The sequence below is a fragment of the Winslowiella iniecta genome, assembly GCF_001267535.1.
In the GTDB taxonomy this organism is placed as follows: domain Bacteria; phylum Pseudomonadota; class Gammaproteobacteria; order Enterobacterales; family Enterobacteriaceae; genus Erwinia; species Erwinia iniecta.
The window spans coordinates 157,069-175,520 of record NZ_JRXE01000002.1 but is presented as its reverse complement, the minus strand read 5'-3'; the positions used below and the strand labels follow the sequence as shown (position 1 = coordinate 175,520).

The following is an 18,452-nucleotide window of genomic DNA, read 5'->3' as shown; positions in this document are numbered from 1 at the left end:
CTTTTTAGTGCACGCGATGCACGAATAGTGATCCAGTCCAGATTATTGCACCACCGCGATGCAAATGGCTAAATGTTACGCACCCTGCCAGCGCGTAAACAGATCCTGTGGCAGGATAATATCAAACTGATCGATCACCCGGTTGACCGTTTGATCGATGATTTGCTGGATGCTTTCCGGTCGGTGATAGAACGCCGGCACCGGCGGCATAATAACTGCGCCAAGTTCTGCCGCACTGGTCATCATCCGCAGATGGCCCAGATGTAATGGGGTTTCACGCACGCACAGCACCAGCCGACGGCGCTCTTTCAATACCACATCCGCCGCGCGCGTCAGCAGGTCGTCAGTATAACTGTGCACGATGCCGGAAAGGGTTTTCATTGAACACGGCAGAATCACCATGCCCTCGGTTTTAAACGAGCCAGATGAAATGCTGGCGGCAATATCACGCACATCATGCACCACATCGGCTAACGCCTGCACATCACGCACCGTCAGGTCACTTTCCAGCGCCAGCGTCTGACGTGCTGCCTGACTCATCACCAGGTGAGTTTCAACTTCCGCCACCTGCTGCAAAATTTGCAGCATCCGTACGCCATAAATTACGCCGCTGGCGCCGGAAATACCGATAATGAGTCGCTTCATACTTCTGCCTTGTTAAATCATACTTAATGGCGCAAGTTTGGACGTTGGCGCGACAAATTACAACTGCGGGTATCCCCGGCTGCCAGCGGTTTGACCGCGGTCAGATTACGCCCGCTGCGCTTGCTCCGGCTTAAGCGACTCATTCTGCGGTTTTTCATTTCTGTCGCATCCCTTCGGCAGAGTCAGTGTAATCAGGCCAGCGATAACCAGTGACGCCGCCAGCGCGCAGATTGCCGCATTCTGGCCATATTGATAAATAACGATACCGACCAGAAACGGCCCGCAAAATCCGCCTAAATTTCCCAGCCCGTTAATCACCCCACGTGCGCTACCGGCCACTTCCGCCGAAGCAATGCGCCCCGGAATCGACCAGAACGGGCTGGTTGCCGCTTTCAGGAAGAAGCCACAAACCACCAGCGAAATATAGGCAGCAATAATATGATCGCGCAGGATGACGGAAGCCAATAACGCGGCGGCGAAACAGAACAGTGAGAACATGACCCAGAAGCGTCTTTTCCCCGAGCGATCGCTGAAGCGGGAAATCACATAAATACCGAGGATAGTGGCGACAAAAGGGAGCACCGCTAATATCCCTACCCCGGCCATATTGGCCCCGGTCAGATTCTTGAGGATACTCGGCAGCCATAAGGTATAGCCGTAATCGCCGGTCTGATAAAAGAAATTCAGCGCCACCAGCTTCAACAGGCCAGTATTACGAAATACATCTTTCAGCGGCGCATTGCTGACCGGTTGCAGATTACGACGGGCATGGCGATCGTTAGCCAGCTCACGCAGCAGATAATCGCGTTCGCGTTCGGGCAACCAGCGCGCTTCCTCCGGACGATCGCTGATCACCAGCCACCAGACCAATAACACCACGGCCGACAGCAAACCTTCGATGATAAACAGCCAGCGCCAGTCAAAGGCATTAATAATTAAACCGGAAATCGGGGCGGTAAACATCCCGCCAAGCGGCGCAAACATCATCACAAAGGCATTGGCGCGTCCCAGCTCTTTTTCCGGGAACCAGTTGCTGACCATGGTTAACACCACCGGCAACATACCGCCTTCCGACACGCCGAGGATAAAGCGCAGTACCAGCAACTGATAATGGTTGGTGACAAAGCCGGTGGCGATCGAAACCACCATCCACGCCACCAGCGACCAGGCAATAAAGCGTTTACCGCTGCCATTCACCGCAATGCGCCCGCCGGGCACTTGCAGAAACAGATAACCAATAAAAAATATCCCGCTGGCAATACCGGCCATCTGGCTGGTAATCGCCAGATCTTTTTCCATCCCGCCAGGCAAGGCAAAGCTGATATTCACCCGATCCATAAATGAGACAATACAGGTAATCAGGATCGGCGCAATCACACGTAACCAACGGGTTCCGGGTATCTTATTATCCACAGGCAACCTCCTTAAAATAACGCAACGGGCAGGGTTAACCGCTGGGGCTAACCACGATAAATACGCTAATGATGTTATTTAACCGGAGGACGAGATAACTGAATCATGAAACTTTCCTCTGATAATTTCAGTCGGGATGACAGAAACTATTAAAGGCGATCTGAGGCTTTTTGTTGCGACACGGCTCACGCTAAAAAGTGTTAACAAATGATGTTACTAATGGCGTGACCTCGCCGGCAAATCAATCATTTGGACACGCAGAGTGGTTAAATCGTTGCACCCATCGACAAACGGTAATGCAAATCGACTTGTTCAATGGTCGGCTGATGCTGAATTTTTTTGATCAGAATTTCGGCGGCAATTTTACCCATATCAAAGCGCGGCGTAATCACACTGGCGAGTTTAGGCGTGGTCACCTGACCAATTTCCAGACCGTGAAAACCGGCGATCGCCAGCTGTTGGGGAACCAGGATACCCGCAACACGGCACTCCTGTAACACGCCAACCGCCAGATCATCATTGGTACAGAGAATACCATCCATATCCGGATACATCTGCCGCGCCAGCGTCATCATGCCGGTACCAATTGACACCGACGACACCTTATTCGGCACAATGCGGCCCGCCGGCAGACACGCCGCTGCCATCGCTTCGCAATAGCCAGCATAGCGCTGTTCATCGCGAATATCTGACATTGAACCGAAGTAAATAATCCGTTTTTTGCCGCTGGCAATCAGCATACTGGTCATATCAAAACCGGCGCGATTATTATTAAAACCAACATTGATACGCCCCGGCGTGTGGGATAATCCCATTACTTCCGCTACCGGAATCGCGGCGGCATTAAGATACTTTTCGGCGCGTACGGTATGGATGGTTTCAGTCAGCAGCAGCGCTTTAACATTAAATGCCAGTACCGCAGCGATTTGCTCTTCCTCACGCTGCCTGTCGTAGTCGTAATTCACCACCAGCGTCTGATAGCCCTGCGCACTTGTAACCGATTCGATACCCGCCAGCAGATCGGCAAAGATTTGATTATGAAATGAGGGGATGAGCACACCGATACGCGGCAGCGAGTGACTGGCGATAACCGGATTATCCGCATCAGGTTGATAACCGACTTCAGCGATAACGCTGGCAATTCTTTCCGCTGTCTCTGCTTTAACTTTTTCAGGCGTGCGCAAATAGCGGCTGACCGTCATTTTTGTTACGCCTGCCAGCGTGGCAATATCATGTAACGTGATGCGTTGCATTTTCATTATTCATGTCCGTCGCACGGCCACCATGTCACGCCATTATGCCTGCGGCAATAGTAAAAAGAAATTGTGTTACGGCGCGGGTTTAGCGAGTTCTGCCGGTACACATTTGTCCGGCATCAGAGCGGAGTAACCTGTTTTTGTAACAGCGCACAATATGCGAATCTCCGCAATGTAAGAGCCAAAAAAAAAGCCAGCCGGCGCTAACCGACTGGCATGCTTTTCTGCGAAAACCAGAGAGACTGACGCGTCAGCATTAACCTTCGTTATGCATTTCCAGGTTTTCCACTTCGTTCTGGCGCGCCAGTGCTTTGGCATCGTCATTACGCAGTGACTGGAGATACTCAAGATATTGTTGATCGACATCTTTAGTGACGTAGATTCCGTTAAATACCGAGCATTCAAACTGCGCGATATCCGGGTTCTCTTCACGTACCGCTTCAATCAGATCGTCAAGATCCTGGAAAATCAGCGCGTCGGCACCAATAATCTGGCGAATCTCTTCGACTTCGCGGCCATGAGCAATCAGCTCAGTCGCGCTTGGCATATCGATACCGTAAACATTCGGGAAGCGAATTTCCGGTGCCGCAGAAGCGAGGTACACTTTTTTCGCCCCGGCTTCGCGCGCCATCTCAATGATCTGCTCAGAGGTGGTGCCACGCACGATGGAGTCATCCACCAGCAGCACGTTTTTATCACGGAACTCAGCACGGTTGGCGTTCAGCTTACGGCGAACCGCACTGCGACGCAGGTGCTGGCCCGGCATGATAAAGGTACGCCCAACATAGCGGTTTTTCACAAAACCCTGACGATAAGGCTTATTCAGAATACCGGCGATCTCCAGCGCGATATCGCAGGAAGTTTCCGGAATCGGAATCACCACGTCGATATCCAGATCTTCCCATTCGCGCGCAATCTTGGCGCCCAGCTTGGTACCCATACGCACACGGGCGCTGTAGACCGAAATCTTGTCGATAAACGAGTCCGGGCGCGCAAAGTAGACGTACTCGAACAGGCAGGGATTACTTTTCGGGTTCTCCGCACACTGACGGGTGGAAAGCTGACCTTTCTCGGTGATGTACACCGCCTCGCCCGGCGCAACGTCGCGCAGGAACTCAAAGCCCAGCGTATCCAGCGCCACACTTTCGGAGGCCACCATATACTCAATGCGACCATCGGCCATCGCACGCTTGCCGATCACCAGCGGACGAATACCGTTTGGATCGCGGAAAGCCACCATGCCGTGACCGATAATCATCGACACCACAGCGTAAGCACCGCGCACCTTCTGATGCACCGCCGCCACCGCCGCAAAAATGTTTTCTGCTTCCAGCGGATAGTGCTGGAAGCGATCCAGTTCCTGCGCAAAGATATTCAGCAGAATTTCTGAATCAGACGTGGTGTTAACGTGACGACGACCGCTTTCAAACAGCTGTTTACGCAGCTCATGTGCGTTAGTCAGGTTGCCGTTATGTGCAAGGGTAATGCCGTAAGGGGAGTTAACGTAGAAGGGCTGCGCTTCAGAAGCACTGGAGCTTCCGGCGGTCGGATAACGGACGTGGCCGATACCCATATTACCCTGCAGACGCTGCATATGACGCGCTTCGAATACATCGCTGACCAGGCCATTAGCCTTACGCAGACGGAAGCAATTTAATGCATCGATGGTGACGATGCCTGCGGCATCCTGCCCACGGTGCTGAAGCACCGTTAACGCGTCATAAATCGACTGGTTTACCGGCATGAAACCGGTGATACCGACAATACCGCACATGTTGTCATATCCTCATAAGCCGCACCCCCGGCGCGATTACCGGGGTAAAAAACTCGACGTGCTTTGCAGGTAGTCAAAGAACCACCTGATGATGTAACTGAACTGGGGAACCAGTTGAGACTGTTGCCAGTCCGGGCTTTTTGAGAAGCCGGTGAATGTATCGAGGAAAAACAGAATGGCAGAAACAATCAGTACGCCACGCAGTGCCCCGAAACAGACGCCCAACACCCTGTCGGTACCTGACAGGCCGGTCTTTTCGACCAGGGAACCAATCACATAATTCACTATCGCCCCCACAATCAGGGTAGCAATAAAGAGTATGCCAATGGCAATTCCATTTCGAACCAGTTCGTCTTCAAAACCTGTGAACCAGACCGCAAGATAGGAGTAGTAATGACTGGCGACAAAGAATGCGCATCCCCAGGTAACGAGAGATAACGCTTCCCGAACAAACCCGCGGATCAGGCTGACCAGAGCCGAAAAACCGATAACCGCAATGATGACGTAATCAATCCAGACCATGAACTCTTCCAGCGACAGTGCCCCTGCATCCAGTTCGGGGCGAATTCTAACAGAAAAAGAAAACGTTTGCGTAGCGTTTTCCTTTACCAGACTAAATAAAAAATGGCGATTAAAAAAACGGCAATCACCATAGAGCATTGCGTTAATTTTCGACAGGCGCGACGAGTATTCCGTATCCCGAATGCCATCAGGAAGGGAGCCGAAAACAGCTCCCCTACAGGGTTTAACGTGCGCTATACGGTTTTACTACGCCACCGAGGCCGGAAATCCCTTGCAGATCGCTGACCGCCGCCTGCATTTTGGCTTTCGAGGCGTCCGGGCCAACGTAAATGCGGGTGATCTGACCCTGTACCGGCGTTGACGGCACGGTATAAGCTCGATACCCCGACAGCCGCAGTTGCGCGACGATCTCATTCACTTTCGCCGCATTTTTCAGTGCGCCCAGCTGAACCACATAAGCCTGACCGCTCGGAGCCTGCTCCTGTGGCCTGCTTTCCGGCTTCGGTTGTTCAACCGGTTTGGGTTGTTCAACCGGCTTCGGTTTTTCGACCGGTTTTGGCTGTGGCTTCGGCTGTTCGACCGGCTTCGGCTGCTGCTGCGGTTTAGGCTGAGACTTGGGCTGCTCCACCGGCTTTGATTGCTGCATTGGCGGCGGCGAAATCACCGTCGGCTGACTTTCTGCCTGCGGCGTGGTTGACCCATTATCCGCTGGCTGCGACGTGCGATCGCTGTCGCCCTCGACTGCTTCACCTGCGCCTTCTGGCGGCTGCGACGGCAATGACTGCGTCACTGGCGGCACCATATCGGTTTCCTGCTGATCGCCCGGTTTTGGCACCAGCGGGATCGCCGCGAACTCTTCTTTATAATGCTTTTTCTTACCGTCAAGCAGACCTGGCAGTACGATAACGCCAACGGCGACCAGAATGACGGTTCCGACTAAACGGTTTTGAAACTTACTTGCCACTGCCGTTCTCCGTTTCCATCGCTTCCATTACCTGTGCCACGGTGTGGAACGAGCCGCACACCAGCACAATATCTTGTTGCTGCGCCTGCTGTAACGCCGCTTGCCAGGCGTCAACCACGCAGGTAAAGCTCTGTCCCTCCGGCAGATACGCCATCAGTTGGGCGGCCGTTGCCCCACGTGGCCCTTCCAGCGGTGCGCAGTACCAGTTATCCACTTGCGGCGCTAAACAGGCAAGGGTTCCGGCGATATCTTTATCATGCAGCATACCGACCACCGCATGCACTTTACCCTGCTTTGGCAGCTCGGCCAGCCGGCTGGCCAGATAACTGGCAGCGTGCGGATTGTGGGCAACATCCAGAATCACGCGCGGCGCGCTGGACACGGTCTGAAAACGACCGGGCAGAATCGCTTTATCCAGCCATTGGCGAATAATCGCCTCATCCACTTGCAACGTCGACGCGCGCAGTGCTGCTAACGCGGTGGCCGCATTGGGCAGGGGCACCTGAGGCAGCGGCAGACCGGCTAAACTGCCGTGACTGTCGGTAAAGCTCCAGCTGTTACCATCAAGCTGGTAATGCCAGTGACGATCGCGCTGCAACAGTGTAGCGCCAAGGGCATCCGCAACGTCCGCAATCGACTGCGGCATATCCGGTTCGCCGACCACCGCCGGTTTCACGCCACGAAACACCCCCGCTTTCTCGCGGCCAATGCTTTCGCGGTCTGAGCCAAGCCAGTCGGTATGGTCAAGGGCAATACTGGTGATCACCGCCACATCGGCATCGACAATATTGGTGGCATCGAGACGTCCGCCGAGGCCGACTTCCAGAATCACCACATCAACCGCCGCCTGCTTAAACAGCATCAGCGCCGACAGTGTGCCGTATTCGAAATAGGTCAGCGATGTCTCACCGCGCCCGGCTTCAATAGCGGCAAAACTGGCGGTATGGGCAGATTCGTCCAGTTCAGCACCCTGAATACGCACGCGCTCGGTATAACGCACCAGATGCGGTGAGCTGTAGACGCCAACCCGATAGCCTGCCGCCATCAACAGCGTTTCCAGCGTACGGCAGGTGGTGCCTTTGCCGTTAGTGCCCGCCACGGTAAATACCGTTGGAGCAGGTTTTAGCAGATCAAGATGATCAGCGACGCGGCGGATGCGATCCAGCCCAAGTTCGATGGCCTGAGAATGTAAATGCTCAAGATAATGAAGCCACGTGGCCAAAGGCGACGTGGCTTGAGGAAGGTGAAGATTATCCATGTGTCCCGTTCACAACGTTACGGTTCATTGGTGAAAGGTACAGCATTGCCGTGTCGACAGTGACTGTACCTCTCCATCATCTGTCAGGCCTCAGGGGTCTGGGAAGGTGCTTCGGCAGCAACTTCTTCCGCTTCAGGCTGCGGCGCTGGCAGATTCATCAGTTTGGCGAGGATACTGGCCAGTTTCAGACGCATTTCCGGACGGCGAACGATCATATCAATCGCGCCCTTTTCAATCAGGAATTCACTGCGCTGGAAGCCCGGCGGCAGTTTTTCACGTACTGTCTGCTCAATAACACGCGGACCGGCAAAACCGATCAGAGCTTTTGGCTCAGCGATGTTCAGGTCGCCCAGCATCGCAAAGCTGGCGGAAACGCCCCCCATGGTTGGGTCAGTCAGCACCGAAATATACGGCAGACCGCGTTCCTGTAATTTTGCCAGCGCGGCACTGGTTTTCGCCATCTGCATCAGCGATTGCAACGCTTCCTGCATACGTGCGCCACCACTGGCCGAGAAACAAATCATCGGGCAGTTATCTTCCAGCGCCTGCTCCACCGCACGCACAAAGCGCGCACCGACCACGGAACCCATTGAGCCGCCCATAAAGGAGAACTCAAATGCCGCCGCGACAACCGGCGCGCCATGCAGCGTCCCCTTCATCACGATCAGTGCATCTTTCTCGCCGGTATCTTTCTGTGCTGCAACCAGGCGATCTTTGTATTTTTTTGAATCCCGGAACTTGAGCAGATCTCTTGGCTCCAGTTCGCTACCCAGTTCAACCATTGAGCCTTCGTCTAACAGGCTGTGCAGGCGGTCACGTCCATGCATACGCATGTGGTGATCACATTTCGGGCAGACTTCCAGATTGCGTTCCAGCTCGGCGCGGTAGAGAACCTGACCACAGCTATCACACTTTGTCCAAACCCCTTCAGGAATACTCGCCTTACGCGAAGGGGTGATGGTGCTCTTGTTGAGAATTCGTTCAATCCAGCTCATTGATGACCTTTCTGTTTGAACCTGGTGAAACCAGTTTTCTTGTTGCTGCTGAAAGCGACTTCAGCAGGCCGTAAATGTCGCTCATTAAACCATAACCTTCCGGCGCTGTGGATAGAAATCTGGTCCGTCCGGCTCGGTTATGGCGTTTTTAGCCCTTAAATTGGCTATTGTTTCTGCTGTCGCGCGGCGCGGCGATGACGCCACACCTCAATCACACCCGGCAGAATCGAAACCACGATAATTGCCACAATCAGCAATTTCAGGTTCTCCTGCACTATCGGTAAGTCACCAAACAGATAGCCAGCATAGGAGAATAGCAGTACCCACAACAGCGCGCCGCTGACGTTATAAAACGCAAAGTGACGATAGGACATATGGCCCATACCGGCAACAAACGGCGCGAAGGTGCGGACTATCGGCACGAAACGCGCCAGAATGATGGTTTTCCCGCCGTGACGCGCATAAAACGCATGGGTTTTATCAAGATAGCTGCGACGGAAAATTTTTGAGTTCGGATTACTGAATAATCGTTCTCCAAACAGTCGTCCGATGGTGTAGTTAACCGCATCTCCCAGAATTGCTGCAATCACCAACAGTGTCACCATCAGGTGAATGTTAAGATCGTTACCCGGCAATGCGGCCAGCGCGCCGGCAACAAACAGCAGTGAGTCACCCGGCAGGAATGGCGTGACCACTAATCCGGTTTCACAGAACAGGATCAAAAACAGGATGGCGTAAATCCAGATGCCGTACTGCGCCACCAGCTCCGCCAGGTGAACATCAATATGCAGGATAAAATCGATGACAAAACGAATTAGATCCATGATTCTCTCTCAAAATCCTTCAGTCCGGTATTAATCCTCGAGGAACAGGGGTCCCATCGGTGGACGTGGTAAGGCAAAATGCTGCGGGTAATCAACCGCCACCAGATACAGCCCTTCAGCTTTCGCCGTGGCCGCCGCCAGCGTACGATCTTTGGCTGCCAGCAGTTCGGCCATCCAGCCTTCATGCTGATTGCCGCAACCAATTTCCATCAGGCTTCCGACAATATTGCGCACCATATGATGCACAAAGGCATTCGCCTTAATATCCACCACAATATAGCTGCCGTGGCGACTGACGTTCAGATGCATCACGTTACGCCATGGCGTCCGTGACTGGCACTGCACGGCGCGAAACGAGGTAAAGTCGTTTTCGCCAATCAGACACTGTCCGGCACGCTGCATTTTCTCCGCATCCAGCGGATGGTAAAAATGGGTCACGCCGCCACCTAAAATCGCCGGACGCAGCCGCTGATTATAGATAACATAGCGATAGCGCCGCGCAGTCGCACTGAAGCGCGCATGAAACTCATCCGGCACCTGTTTCACCCAACGTACCGCGATATCCGCCGGCAGATTGGCATTGGCACCCAGCGTCCACGCAGCGTCTTTGCGCTGCGAGGTGGTTTCGAAATGCACCACCTGACCGGTGCCGTGGACGCCAGCATCGGTGCGCCCGGCGCAAAACACATTCACCGGATGGTTGGCGACTTTCGACAACGCCTGCTCCAGCCGCGCCTGCACGCTGCGCACTTCCTGCTGACGCTGCCAGCCGTAATAACGACAGCCATCATACTCCACGCCGAGCGCCAGCTTAATGGTGCTGGTCTCAACTGGCAAACCCCCCTCAGACATCAGTACAGATACTCCTGCACCAGTTTTTCAGCCGCTTTAATCGCCATCAGCGCGCCGCCGAAGCGGATGTTATCGGCGACCGACCAGAACTGCAGCAGCTCAGGTACGCCGTAATCATTGCGCAGGCAACCCATGCTCAGCTGGATATTGCCGGAAGCATCACCGACCTGCGTCGGGTAGTCATCTTCGCCGGACAGCACGATATCTTCGGCACGCGCCAGTTCATCACGCGCCTCTTCCGCGGACAGCGGACGTAAACCTTCCACATGAACGATCTGCGCATTACCGTAAAATACCGGTGACTGCACACAGCTGACGGCAATCGGTAAGCCTTCGTCCTGCATCACTTTACGTACCTGATCCACCAGCCGACGCTCCTGCGCCACGCTGCCTTCGCTGTCAGCCAGCAGCGGCAGCATGTTAAACGCCAGCTGCCGACCGAAATAGTGATCTTCCGCCGGAATGCCGTTCAGCAAACGCGCACTCTCACCGGCCAGTGAATCCACCGCGGCTTTGCCGTAAGAGGAGACAGACAGCATATTGGTCACCTGCAAACGTCTCAGGCCAGCCTGCTCCACCAGCGGTTTAATCGCACACAGCAACTGGCTGGTCAGACTGTCCGCCACGCTAATAATATTGCGGTTACGGTAATCCGCCAGTACCTGCGGATTAACATCGGCCACCACTAACGGCACGTCAGGTTCCATGGCAAACAGATCGCTGCTGTCGATCACCAGGCAACCGGCACTGGCGGCTTCTTCGGCATAGAGCGCTGAAGCCTCGCGACCCGCAACAAAAAATGCCAGCTGCGCCTGAGACCAGTCGAAATCGCTGGCATCTTTCACAAACAGCGTTTTGCCTTCGAAGCGCATGTTTTCACCTGCACTGCGCTCGCTGGCCAGTAAATACAATTCACCAACCGGGAACTGACGTTCCGCCAGTAATTCCAATAAAGCGTTCCCTGTTGCGCCTGTCGCGCCCAAAAGCGCAATATTCCAGCCGTCAGACATGTTGGTTTACTCCAGACAATGACACAAAAACAGAAGGCGGTGATGACACCGCCCGTTGATTCAGACTTTTCCGCGCTTTACAGCGTGACAGAAATTTTTGACACCAAACGACAGATGCCCGTGGTTTAAACGCACGGGCGGCGTTCTCGCCGCCCGTGCCACGTTAACCTACTGATAAACGGCATTAAAACCGAGCTTTTTCAGCAACTCAGCGGCGTCGGCGTTATCACACTGCACATGCAGCGACGACCATTCGCGTCGCTCCTGATAATTCTTCCGCAGGCGATCAAATTCGCCGGCGATGGCGGCAACATGACGCAGCGGGGCGTCATCGCGGCGCACATCATACACCAGATGCACTAAACGTTTCAGCGTTGGCTGATCTAATGGCCCATGCAGCGTAATGCGGCCAAATTCCGGCGCTGGCAGCAGGGTATCCAGCGCCACCTGCTGCGCCTGACCAATAAACTGCGTCCAGGCTTCAAACACCTGAGTGGTGCCGCGCGCTTTCCCTTCAAGGGTATAACCGGCGATATGAGCGGTGCCAATATCCACTTTATCCAGCAGCGGTAGCGACAGCTCCGGTTCCGGCTCCCAGACATCCAGCACCACGCTAAGATCGTCGCGCTGGTTCAGCACGTCGAGCAGCGCCGCATTATCCACCACCGCACCACGGCAGGCATTAATCAGAATGCTGTTGGGTTTTAACGCCCGCAGCAGCGCGCCATCGGCGAGGTGCAGGGTTTTATAGGCGCCGTCTTTAAATAATGGCGTGTGGAAGGTAAGGATATCGGCCTCAGCCACCAGTTGCTCCAGCGAATAAAACTCGCCCTGGTCACCGCGATCGGCACGCGGCGGATCGCATAACAGCGTGCGAATTCCCAGCGCCTCAAGCCGCGCTTGCAGGCGACTGCCAACATTACCGACACCAACAATACCCACGGTGCGATCGGTTAACTGAAAGCCGTCGCGTTCTGCCAGCAGCAGCAACGCAGAGAACACGTATTCCACTACCGCAATCGCGTTGCAGCCTGGCGCGGCGGAAAAACCAATGCCCTGCGCGGCAAGAAAATCTTCATCAATATGGTCGGTTCCCGCGGTGGCGGTGCCGACAAACTTCACCGGTTTGCCGCTAAGCAGTTCGGCATTCACTTTGGTTACCGAACGCACCATCAGACCATCAGCGTCGCGCAGTTGCGCTTCGGGAATCGGACGACCCGGCACCGCGACCACATCGCCGGTACGGCTAAACAGTTCGCGGGCATAAGGCATATTTTCATCAACGAGGATTTTCAAAAGTTCGTTTCCTGCATCAGCACAGTGGGGGCCAACATTCTGCCATATTGTCAGCGTGCGTTGTAGCATTGCGGCGCGCCATTATCCGGCGCGCTGGCGATAACGTTCCGGCGTCATGCCGCTCTGCCGCTGAAACATCACAATCAGCGCCGAGGCCGAACTGTAGCCTAAATCCAGCGCCACATTCTGCACCGTCATCCCCTGCTCCAGCTTTGAAATCGCATGCAAAAAACGTAAACGCTGCCGCCATTCGCTGAACGACATACCGAGCAGCGCCTGACAGCGGCGCGACAGCGTGCGCTCGGTGGTGTACACCCGCTGCGCCCACTGCGCCAGCGTGGTGTTATCGGCCGGATTGTGCTCCAGCGCCTGCAAAATCGGCGCAAGATATTTATCCTGCGAAGTGGGCAGATAGCTCTCCTGCTGCTGCGCTTTTGACAGCTGATCGAGCAGCACTTCGCACAGGCGAATATCCGCTTCGCTCTCGGCGACCAGCAGCTGGCGCATGGCGCAGTCGTCGATAATCGCATTCACGATCGGCCCGACTTTCAACAGACAGGCATTGTCCGGCAGGCCATGACACAGGCTGGCGGCGATATTAAAGGTGCGAAAATGAGCCTGTTTATTGTTATAGCTGGCGTGCTGTTTACCCGGAGGGATCCAGATGGGAAACTCGGCGGGCGTCAGCAAGCGCTGGCCTTCGACATTCATCTCCAGCACGTTGCATTTGACGAATATCACCTGCCCCCAGCTGTGCGCGTGCGGCAGATATTCAGTGCGCGCGTTGGCCTGTTCATAACGAAAGAAAAAACGCGCGTCTCTGGCATGTTCAGGTGCATGATAAGTCAGCTGCTGGCTCATTCTGTCCGGTCCGCGAGTAAACTTGTCTGATTTTAACTATCTCATGGAAAACCGACAAGCGTACACTGCTGCCATGATTTAATTACTGAGACACGCCATGAATTTCCTGTTTCCTCTGTTCGCGGTATTGATCTGGTCGATCAATGCCATCGTCAGCAAAATGTCGGCAGATGCTATCGATCCGGCGGCCATCTCCTTTTATCGCTGGCTGTTGGCGCTGATTACGCTGACGCCGTTTGTGTTGCCCGGAGCCTGGCGCAACCGTCGGCAGATTGCCGCGCAGTGGTGGAAACTGTTGATTCTCGGCTTGCTCGGCATGGTGCTGTATCAGAGCCTCGCTTATTATGCTGCGCACAGCGTTACCGCGCTGTTTATGGGCATTCTGAATGCGCTGATCCCACTGCTGACGGTGCTGATTAGCCTGCTGGTGCTGCGGCTGGCTCCGACCCTCGGTATTCTGCTCGGCAGTATTTTGTCGTTTGCTGGCCTGGTGTGGCTGGTCAGCCAGGGCAGCCCGCAGCAGTTGCTGATGCATGGACTGGGTAAAGGCGAACTGATGATGTTTGCCGCCTCAACCTCCTATGCGCTTTACGGCGTGCTGACCAAACGCTGGGCGATTCCGCTGCCCAACTGGCAGAGCCTGTATGTGCAGATTATATTTGGCGTGCTGATGCTGACGCCCGGCTTTCTGGCCGCCTCTGACGTGTCACTGAATCTGCACAATATTCCGCTGGTGCTGTTCGCCGGGATTCCGGCATCGATTATCGCGCCATTCCTGTGGATTCAGGGAGTACAGCGTATGGGCGCCAATACCGCCACCATCTTTATGAACCTGGCACCGATCTTTACCGCGATTATCGCCGTACTGTTTCTGCATGAGTCGCTGCACAGCTATCACTATATTGGCGGCGGCGTTACCTTGTTCGGCGTGTTACTGGCGCAGCGTTTACGCACGCCATTAATCCGCAGCAAAGCGCAGGTTACGCCGTCCGCTTGATCTCCGGCAGGCAGGTAAACGGGATACGCACCAGCAGCCCGCCTAATAACGGGCTGCTAAGCAGTTCCGCATGGGTGCCGTGCCAGTCGGTGATATCCTTTACCAGCGCCAGCCCTAGCCCGACTCCGGACTGGCCGCCATTCCCCTCCAGCCGACAGAATGGCATCATCGCCAGTTGACGTTCGGATTGTGCAATACCTGGCCCGCTGTCCTCAATTTCCAGCCGACCATGACGCAGCCGCGCAGTCACCACGCCACCCGGCGGGGTGTATTTGATGGCGTTATCCAGCAGATTGGCGCACAGCTCTGCCAGTAACAGCGCGTCGCCCATCACGTCACAGTGCTCATCGCCCTCATAGCCTAAGTCGATGCGTTTACTTCTCGCCTGTTGATAACGCGTCAGGCAGGCCTCACGCAACCGTTCGGCCAGATCAACACGCTGTAACGCGTTCTCGTCACCGTGCTGCCCTTTAATCCGCGATAGCTGGAGTAGCCGCTCAGTCAGCAGAATGGTGTCATCCAGCGTGACGCGCATTCCCTGCAAGCTCTCGCGCCAGATTTCCGGCCGCGGACTGTTCAGCGCCAGCGCCAGCTGGGTTTTCAGTATGGTCAGCGGCGTGCGCAACTGATGGGAGACATCGCCGCTAAATCGCGCCTGACGTGCCAGCAGTTCGCGCAGGCGCGCCATATAACGATTGAACGCGGCAATCAGCGGCTGCATTTCTGACCACGGCATCACCGACGGCAGGGGCGACAAGTCGCCCGGATCACGGCGCAATATAATACGTGATAAGCGACGCAGTGGACGCAGCACCTTGCGCAGCATCAGCCCCGCCAGCAGCAAAGTGATCAGCACCAACAATCCCTGACTCCAGATCGCGGTGCGCAACAGTCCGGCGGCAAACTGCTGGCGTGACGTCAGCGTTTCCGCCACCAGGATCAGCGCCATACCGCCGATCCCCTCTTCACTGACCGGCTGCCACAGCGCGGCAATGCGAATCGGGGTATGGCGATAGTCGGCGTCATAAAAGTAAACCAGCGCCGGATAACGGGTGGACAGGCGGCTATCCGGCGGGATGCCTGGCAGATCGTTATAGCCGGATAGCGTTTTACCCTCTGGCGAAATCACCTGATAAAACAGCCGATCCGGCATATTGCGCTCGAAACTGTCGAGCACCACCCAGGGCACATCCACTTCCAGCTGTCCGCTGCGCACCGTCAGCCGTTCCGCCACGGTGCGCGCCGACGCCAGCAATGAGCGATCATAAGCCTGGGTTGCCGCCTGCGAGGCACTTTCATAGTGGGTATACACCGACAATCCCCACAGCAGTAACAGCGGCAATCCCAGCCACAGCAACAGCTCGCCGCGTAGCGAGTGGATCAGGCGCACGGCTGGCACTCCAGGCTGTAGCCCAGCCCGCGCAGCGTCACAATCGAGACATTACTGCCGGAGAGTTTTTTACGTACCCGGTGCACATACAGTTCGATACTTTCCGGGCTGGCTTCATCTGCGAGGGTAAAAGTCTGCTCATACAGCTGTTGACGCGAAACCGGCCGGCCACGGCGCTGCATCAGCGTGGTTAACACACTGGATTCACGCGGCGTCAGCGCCAGCGGCTTGTCCTGCAACACAAAGAAACCGTCGTCATGCAGCATCAGCTGACCAAACACCTGCGCCGCCATCGGGTGGCTCTGACTGCGGCGCAGCAGCGCACGAATACGCGCTTCAAGCTCTGCCAGCTCGAAAGGTTTGGTCAGATAGTCATCCGCCCCCTGATTAAGCCCGCGCACCCGATCCGCCAGTTCCGCCCGTGCCGTCAGTAACAGTACCGGCAGGCTCTGCCCGCGCTTACGGATGCGCGCCAGCAGTTCCAGCCCGTTTAGCCGCGGCAGTGACACATCCAGAACCACCAGCGCGTATTGCTCGGTTTGTAACAACTGATCGGCTGCCAGACCATCAGCCACCCAGTCAACGGCGAATCCCGCATGGGTTAGCGCCTTGTGCAACCAGCACGCCAGCTCCGCCGTATCTTCCACCAGTAAGAGACGCATATCACATCCTGTTGATTTTCCCGTCCAGTGAAAGGTAATTGAAAGGTTGCTGCCTTAACAATTTGGCAACCGTGAAAATTCGGCAAGCCTCACACTCTGGGAAGATATTTACATGGAGCAGTTAATGAAAAAAATGATCCGCACCACCCTGGCCACTGCCGCTCTCTGCCTGGCAGCGCAGGCCAGTTTTGCCACTGAAGCGCCCAGCCGCACAGAATGTATTGCCCCGGCCAAACCCGGCGGCGGCTTTGACCTGACCTGCAAACTGTTACAGATCTCATTGCAGGAAAACGGACTGCTGAAAGCGCCGATGCGCGTCACCTTTATGCCTGGCGGCGTCGGTGCCGTGGCGTATAACGCGATTATCGCCCAGCGTCCGGCCGAGTTTGGCACGGTGGTCGCGTTCTCCGGCGGTTCACTGCTGAATCTGTCGCAAGGCAAATTTGGCCGCTACACGGTCGATGATGTGAAGTGGCTGGCGGCAATCGGCACCGATTACGGCATGGTCGCAGTACGCGCCGACTCGCCATACCAGACGCTCGGCGAACTGATGGCGGCGATGAAAAAAGATATCAACTCGGTGGTGGTCGGTGCGGGCGCATCGATTGGCAGCCAGGACTGGATGAAAACCGCACTGCTGACACGCGATACGGGGCTGGATCCGCGTAAAATGCGCTATGTCGCCTTTGAGGGCGGCGGCGAAGCGGTTACCGCGCTGCTTGGCAACCATATTCAGGTAGTGTCCGGTGATATGAGTGAAATGGTGCCCCATCTGGCAGGTGGCAAGCTGCGCGTGCTGGCAGTCATGTCAGATAAACGCCTGCCGGAGCCACTGCAGGCGATTCCGACCGCGAAAGAGCAAGGTTTCGATATTGTCTGGCCGGTTATCCGCGGTTTTTATCTCGGTCCGAAGGTCAGCGACGCCGAATATCAGTGGTGGCAAGACGCCTTTAATAAGTTGACCGCCAGCGAAGCGTTTAAAAAGCAGCGCGACCAGCGTGGCCTGTTTGAATTTAATATGACTGGTAAAGCGCTGGACAGTTACGTCAAACAACAGGTGACGGATTATCGCGAACAAGCCAAATCCTTCGGGCTGGCGAAATAAGCGGAGGCGATGATGAGCGATCGTATCTTCGCGACGCTGTGGCTGGCGCTGTGTCTCGCGGGCCTGTTTATCGGCCGGGGCATTCACAGCGAATACAACTATGAACCTCTCGGTCCGCGCCCGTTTCCAATGATTCTGCTCAGCCTGATGGCGCTTTGTGCGGTGCTGCTGCTGATACGCAAGCCGGACCTGATCAGCTGGCCCGCGAAGCCGGTTTTCCGCCGGTTACTGATGCTGATGGTAATGATGCTGCTGTATGGCTGGCTGTTTGAATCCCTCGGTTTTCCACTGAGTACCGCACTGCTGACCTTTGGTCTTGGCATGCTGTTTGGCGGCGTCTGGTGGGCGTCTGCGCTCTCGGGCGTGGTGATCGGCGGCGTGCTGTTTTACGCCTTTGACCGTCTGCTGGATGTCACTTTACCGCTCGGCAGCTGGCTGAGTTAACGGAGTTACCATGGAAACCTGGTCTTTCTTAATGCAGGGTTTTGCCGTCGCCATGACGCCGGAAAACCTGCTGATCGCGCTGACGGGTTGCTTTATCGGCACCATCGTCGGCGTCCTGCCCGGCCTTGGTCCGATTAATGGCGTTGCCATTCTGATGCCGCTGGCCTTTGCGCTGCATCTGCCC

At 55.5% G+C, this 18,452-nt stretch carries 19 protein-coding genes; 4 read left to right on the top strand and 15 right to left on the bottom strand.

What is annotated here, in order from left to right:
• Positions 1-75: 75 nt before the first annotated feature.
• The 13 genes from NG42_RS02010 to NG42_RS01950 all read right to left on the bottom strand — a co-directional run bounded on the left by NG42_RS02010 (position 76) and on the right by NG42_RS01950 (position 13,670).
• Complete coding sequence (locus NG42_RS02010) at positions 76-645, bottom strand: UbiX family flavin prenyltransferase (RefSeq protein WP_052897252.1); 570 nt, start codon at positions 643-645, stop codon at positions 76-78.
• 105 nt (positions 646-750) lie between these two features.
• Complete coding sequence (locus tag NG42_RS02005; protein WP_052897249.1) at positions 751-2,058, bottom strand: MFS transporter; 1,308 nt, start codon at positions 2,056-2,058, stop codon at positions 751-753.
• Positions 2,059-2,324: 266 nt separating this feature from the next.
• The gene (locus tag NG42_RS02000) at positions 2,325-3,317 is read right to left on the bottom strand and encodes a LacI family DNA-binding transcriptional regulator (RefSeq protein WP_052897246.1); all 993 of its coding nucleotides are present in this window, start codon (positions 3,315-3,317) and stop codon (positions 2,325-2,327) included.
• Positions 3,318-3,570: 253 nt separating this feature from the next.
• Positions 3,571-5,088, bottom strand: a complete 1,518-nt coding sequence (gene purF / locus NG42_RS01995; protein ID WP_052897243.1) for an amidophosphoribosyltransferase — start codon at positions 5,086-5,088, stop codon at positions 3,571-3,573.
• Between the two features lie 36 nt (positions 5,089-5,124).
• Entirely contained in the window at positions 5,125-5,610 is a 486-nt protein-coding gene (cvpA, locus tag NG42_RS01990) for a colicin V production protein (RefSeq protein ID WP_052897382.1), read from the bottom strand.
• 223 nt (positions 5,611-5,833) lie between these two features.
• A complete protein-coding gene (dedD, locus tag NG42_RS01985; protein WP_052897240.1) occupies positions 5,834-6,574 on the bottom strand; it encodes a cell division protein DedD in 741 nt (246 codons plus the stop codon).
• Positions 6,564-7,832 carry a bifunctional tetrahydrofolate synthase/dihydrofolate synthase gene (gene folC, locus NG42_RS01980; protein WP_052897238.1) on the bottom strand — a complete coding sequence of 423 codons (1,269 nt, stop codon included), beginning with the start codon at positions 7,830-7,832 and terminating at the stop codon, positions 6,564-6,566. Before folC ends, dedD begins: the two co-directional genes overlap by 11 nt.
• An 83-nt stretch (positions 7,833-7,915) precedes the next feature.
• Positions 7,916-8,827 (bottom strand): acetyl-CoA carboxylase, carboxyltransferase subunit beta, encoded by a 912-nt coding sequence (accD, locus tag NG42_RS01975; protein WP_052897236.1) that lies wholly within the window; start codon positions 8,825-8,827, stop codon positions 7,916-7,918.
• 164 nt (positions 8,828-8,991) lie between these two features.
• Positions 8,992-9,651 carry a DedA family protein gene (locus NG42_RS01970; protein ID WP_052897234.1) on the bottom strand — a complete coding sequence of 220 codons (660 nt, stop codon included), beginning with the start codon at positions 9,649-9,651 and terminating at the stop codon, positions 8,992-8,994.
• A gap of 30 nt (positions 9,652-9,681) precedes the next feature.
• The gene (gene truA / locus NG42_RS01965) at positions 9,682-10,503 is read right to left on the bottom strand and encodes a tRNA pseudouridine(38-40) synthase TruA (RefSeq protein ID WP_052897231.1); all 822 of its coding nucleotides are present in this window, start codon (positions 10,501-10,503) and stop codon (positions 9,682-9,684) included.
• Positions 10,503-11,513, bottom strand: coding sequence for an aspartate-semialdehyde dehydrogenase (locus NG42_RS01960; RefSeq protein ID WP_052897228.1), 1,011 nt, complete (start codon positions 11,511-11,513; stop codon positions 10,503-10,505). The genes truA and NG42_RS01960 overlap by 1 nt, the downstream gene beginning before the upstream one ends.
• Before the next feature lie 168 nt (positions 11,514-11,681).
• Positions 11,682-12,809 carry a 4-phosphoerythronate dehydrogenase PdxB gene (gene pdxB / locus NG42_RS01955; protein WP_052897225.1) on the bottom strand — a complete coding sequence of 376 codons (1,128 nt, stop codon included), beginning with the start codon at positions 12,807-12,809 and terminating at the stop codon, positions 11,682-11,684.
• Between the two features lie 81 nt (positions 12,810-12,890).
• A complete protein-coding gene (locus tag NG42_RS01950; protein ID WP_052897222.1) occupies positions 12,891-13,670 on the bottom strand; it encodes an AraC family transcriptional regulator in 780 nt (259 codons plus the stop codon).
• Positions 13,671-13,767: 97 nt separating this feature from the next.
• On the opposite strand from NG42_RS01950, the gene NG42_RS01945 reads away from it, so the two are divergent.
• The gene (locus NG42_RS01945) at positions 13,768-14,667 is read left to right on the top strand and encodes a DMT family transporter (RefSeq protein ID WP_052897219.1); all 900 of its coding nucleotides are present in this window, start codon (positions 13,768-13,770) and stop codon (positions 14,665-14,667) included.
• Here NG42_RS01945 and NG42_RS01940 read toward each other — a convergent pair.
• Both NG42_RS01940 and tctD read right to left on the bottom strand, forming a co-directional pair.
• Positions 14,651-16,057 carry a sensor histidine kinase gene (locus NG42_RS01940; protein WP_052897216.1) on the bottom strand — a complete coding sequence of 469 codons (1,407 nt, stop codon included), beginning with the start codon at positions 16,055-16,057 and terminating at the stop codon, positions 14,651-14,653. The two genes, NG42_RS01945 and NG42_RS01940, sit on opposite strands and share 17 nt — an antisense overlap.
• Positions 16,048-16,719, bottom strand: coding sequence for a transcriptional regulator TctD (gene tctD / locus NG42_RS01935; protein WP_052897214.1), 672 nt, complete (start codon positions 16,717-16,719; stop codon positions 16,048-16,050). Before tctD ends, NG42_RS01940 begins: the two co-directional genes overlap by 10 nt.
• A 124-nt stretch (positions 16,720-16,843) precedes the next feature.
• Here tctD and NG42_RS01930 point away from each other — a divergent pair, with 124 nt between their 5' ends.
• From NG42_RS01930 to NG42_RS01920, 3 genes are all read left to right on the top strand, one after another.
• A complete protein-coding gene (locus NG42_RS01930) occupies positions 16,844-17,824 on the top strand; it encodes a Bug family tripartite tricarboxylate transporter substrate binding protein (protein ID WP_052897380.1) in 981 nt (326 codons plus the stop codon).
• Positions 17,825-17,836: 12 nt separating this feature from the next.
• The gene (locus tag NG42_RS01925; protein WP_052897212.1) at positions 17,837-18,268 is read left to right on the top strand and encodes a tripartite tricarboxylate transporter TctB family protein; all 432 of its coding nucleotides are present in this window, start codon (positions 17,837-17,839) and stop codon (positions 18,266-18,268) included.
• Positions 18,269-18,278: 10 nt separating this feature from the next.
• The coding region (locus tag NG42_RS01920) for a tripartite tricarboxylate transporter permease (RefSeq protein ID WP_052897209.1) at positions 18,279-18,452 on the top strand (174 nt) is incomplete at its 3' end.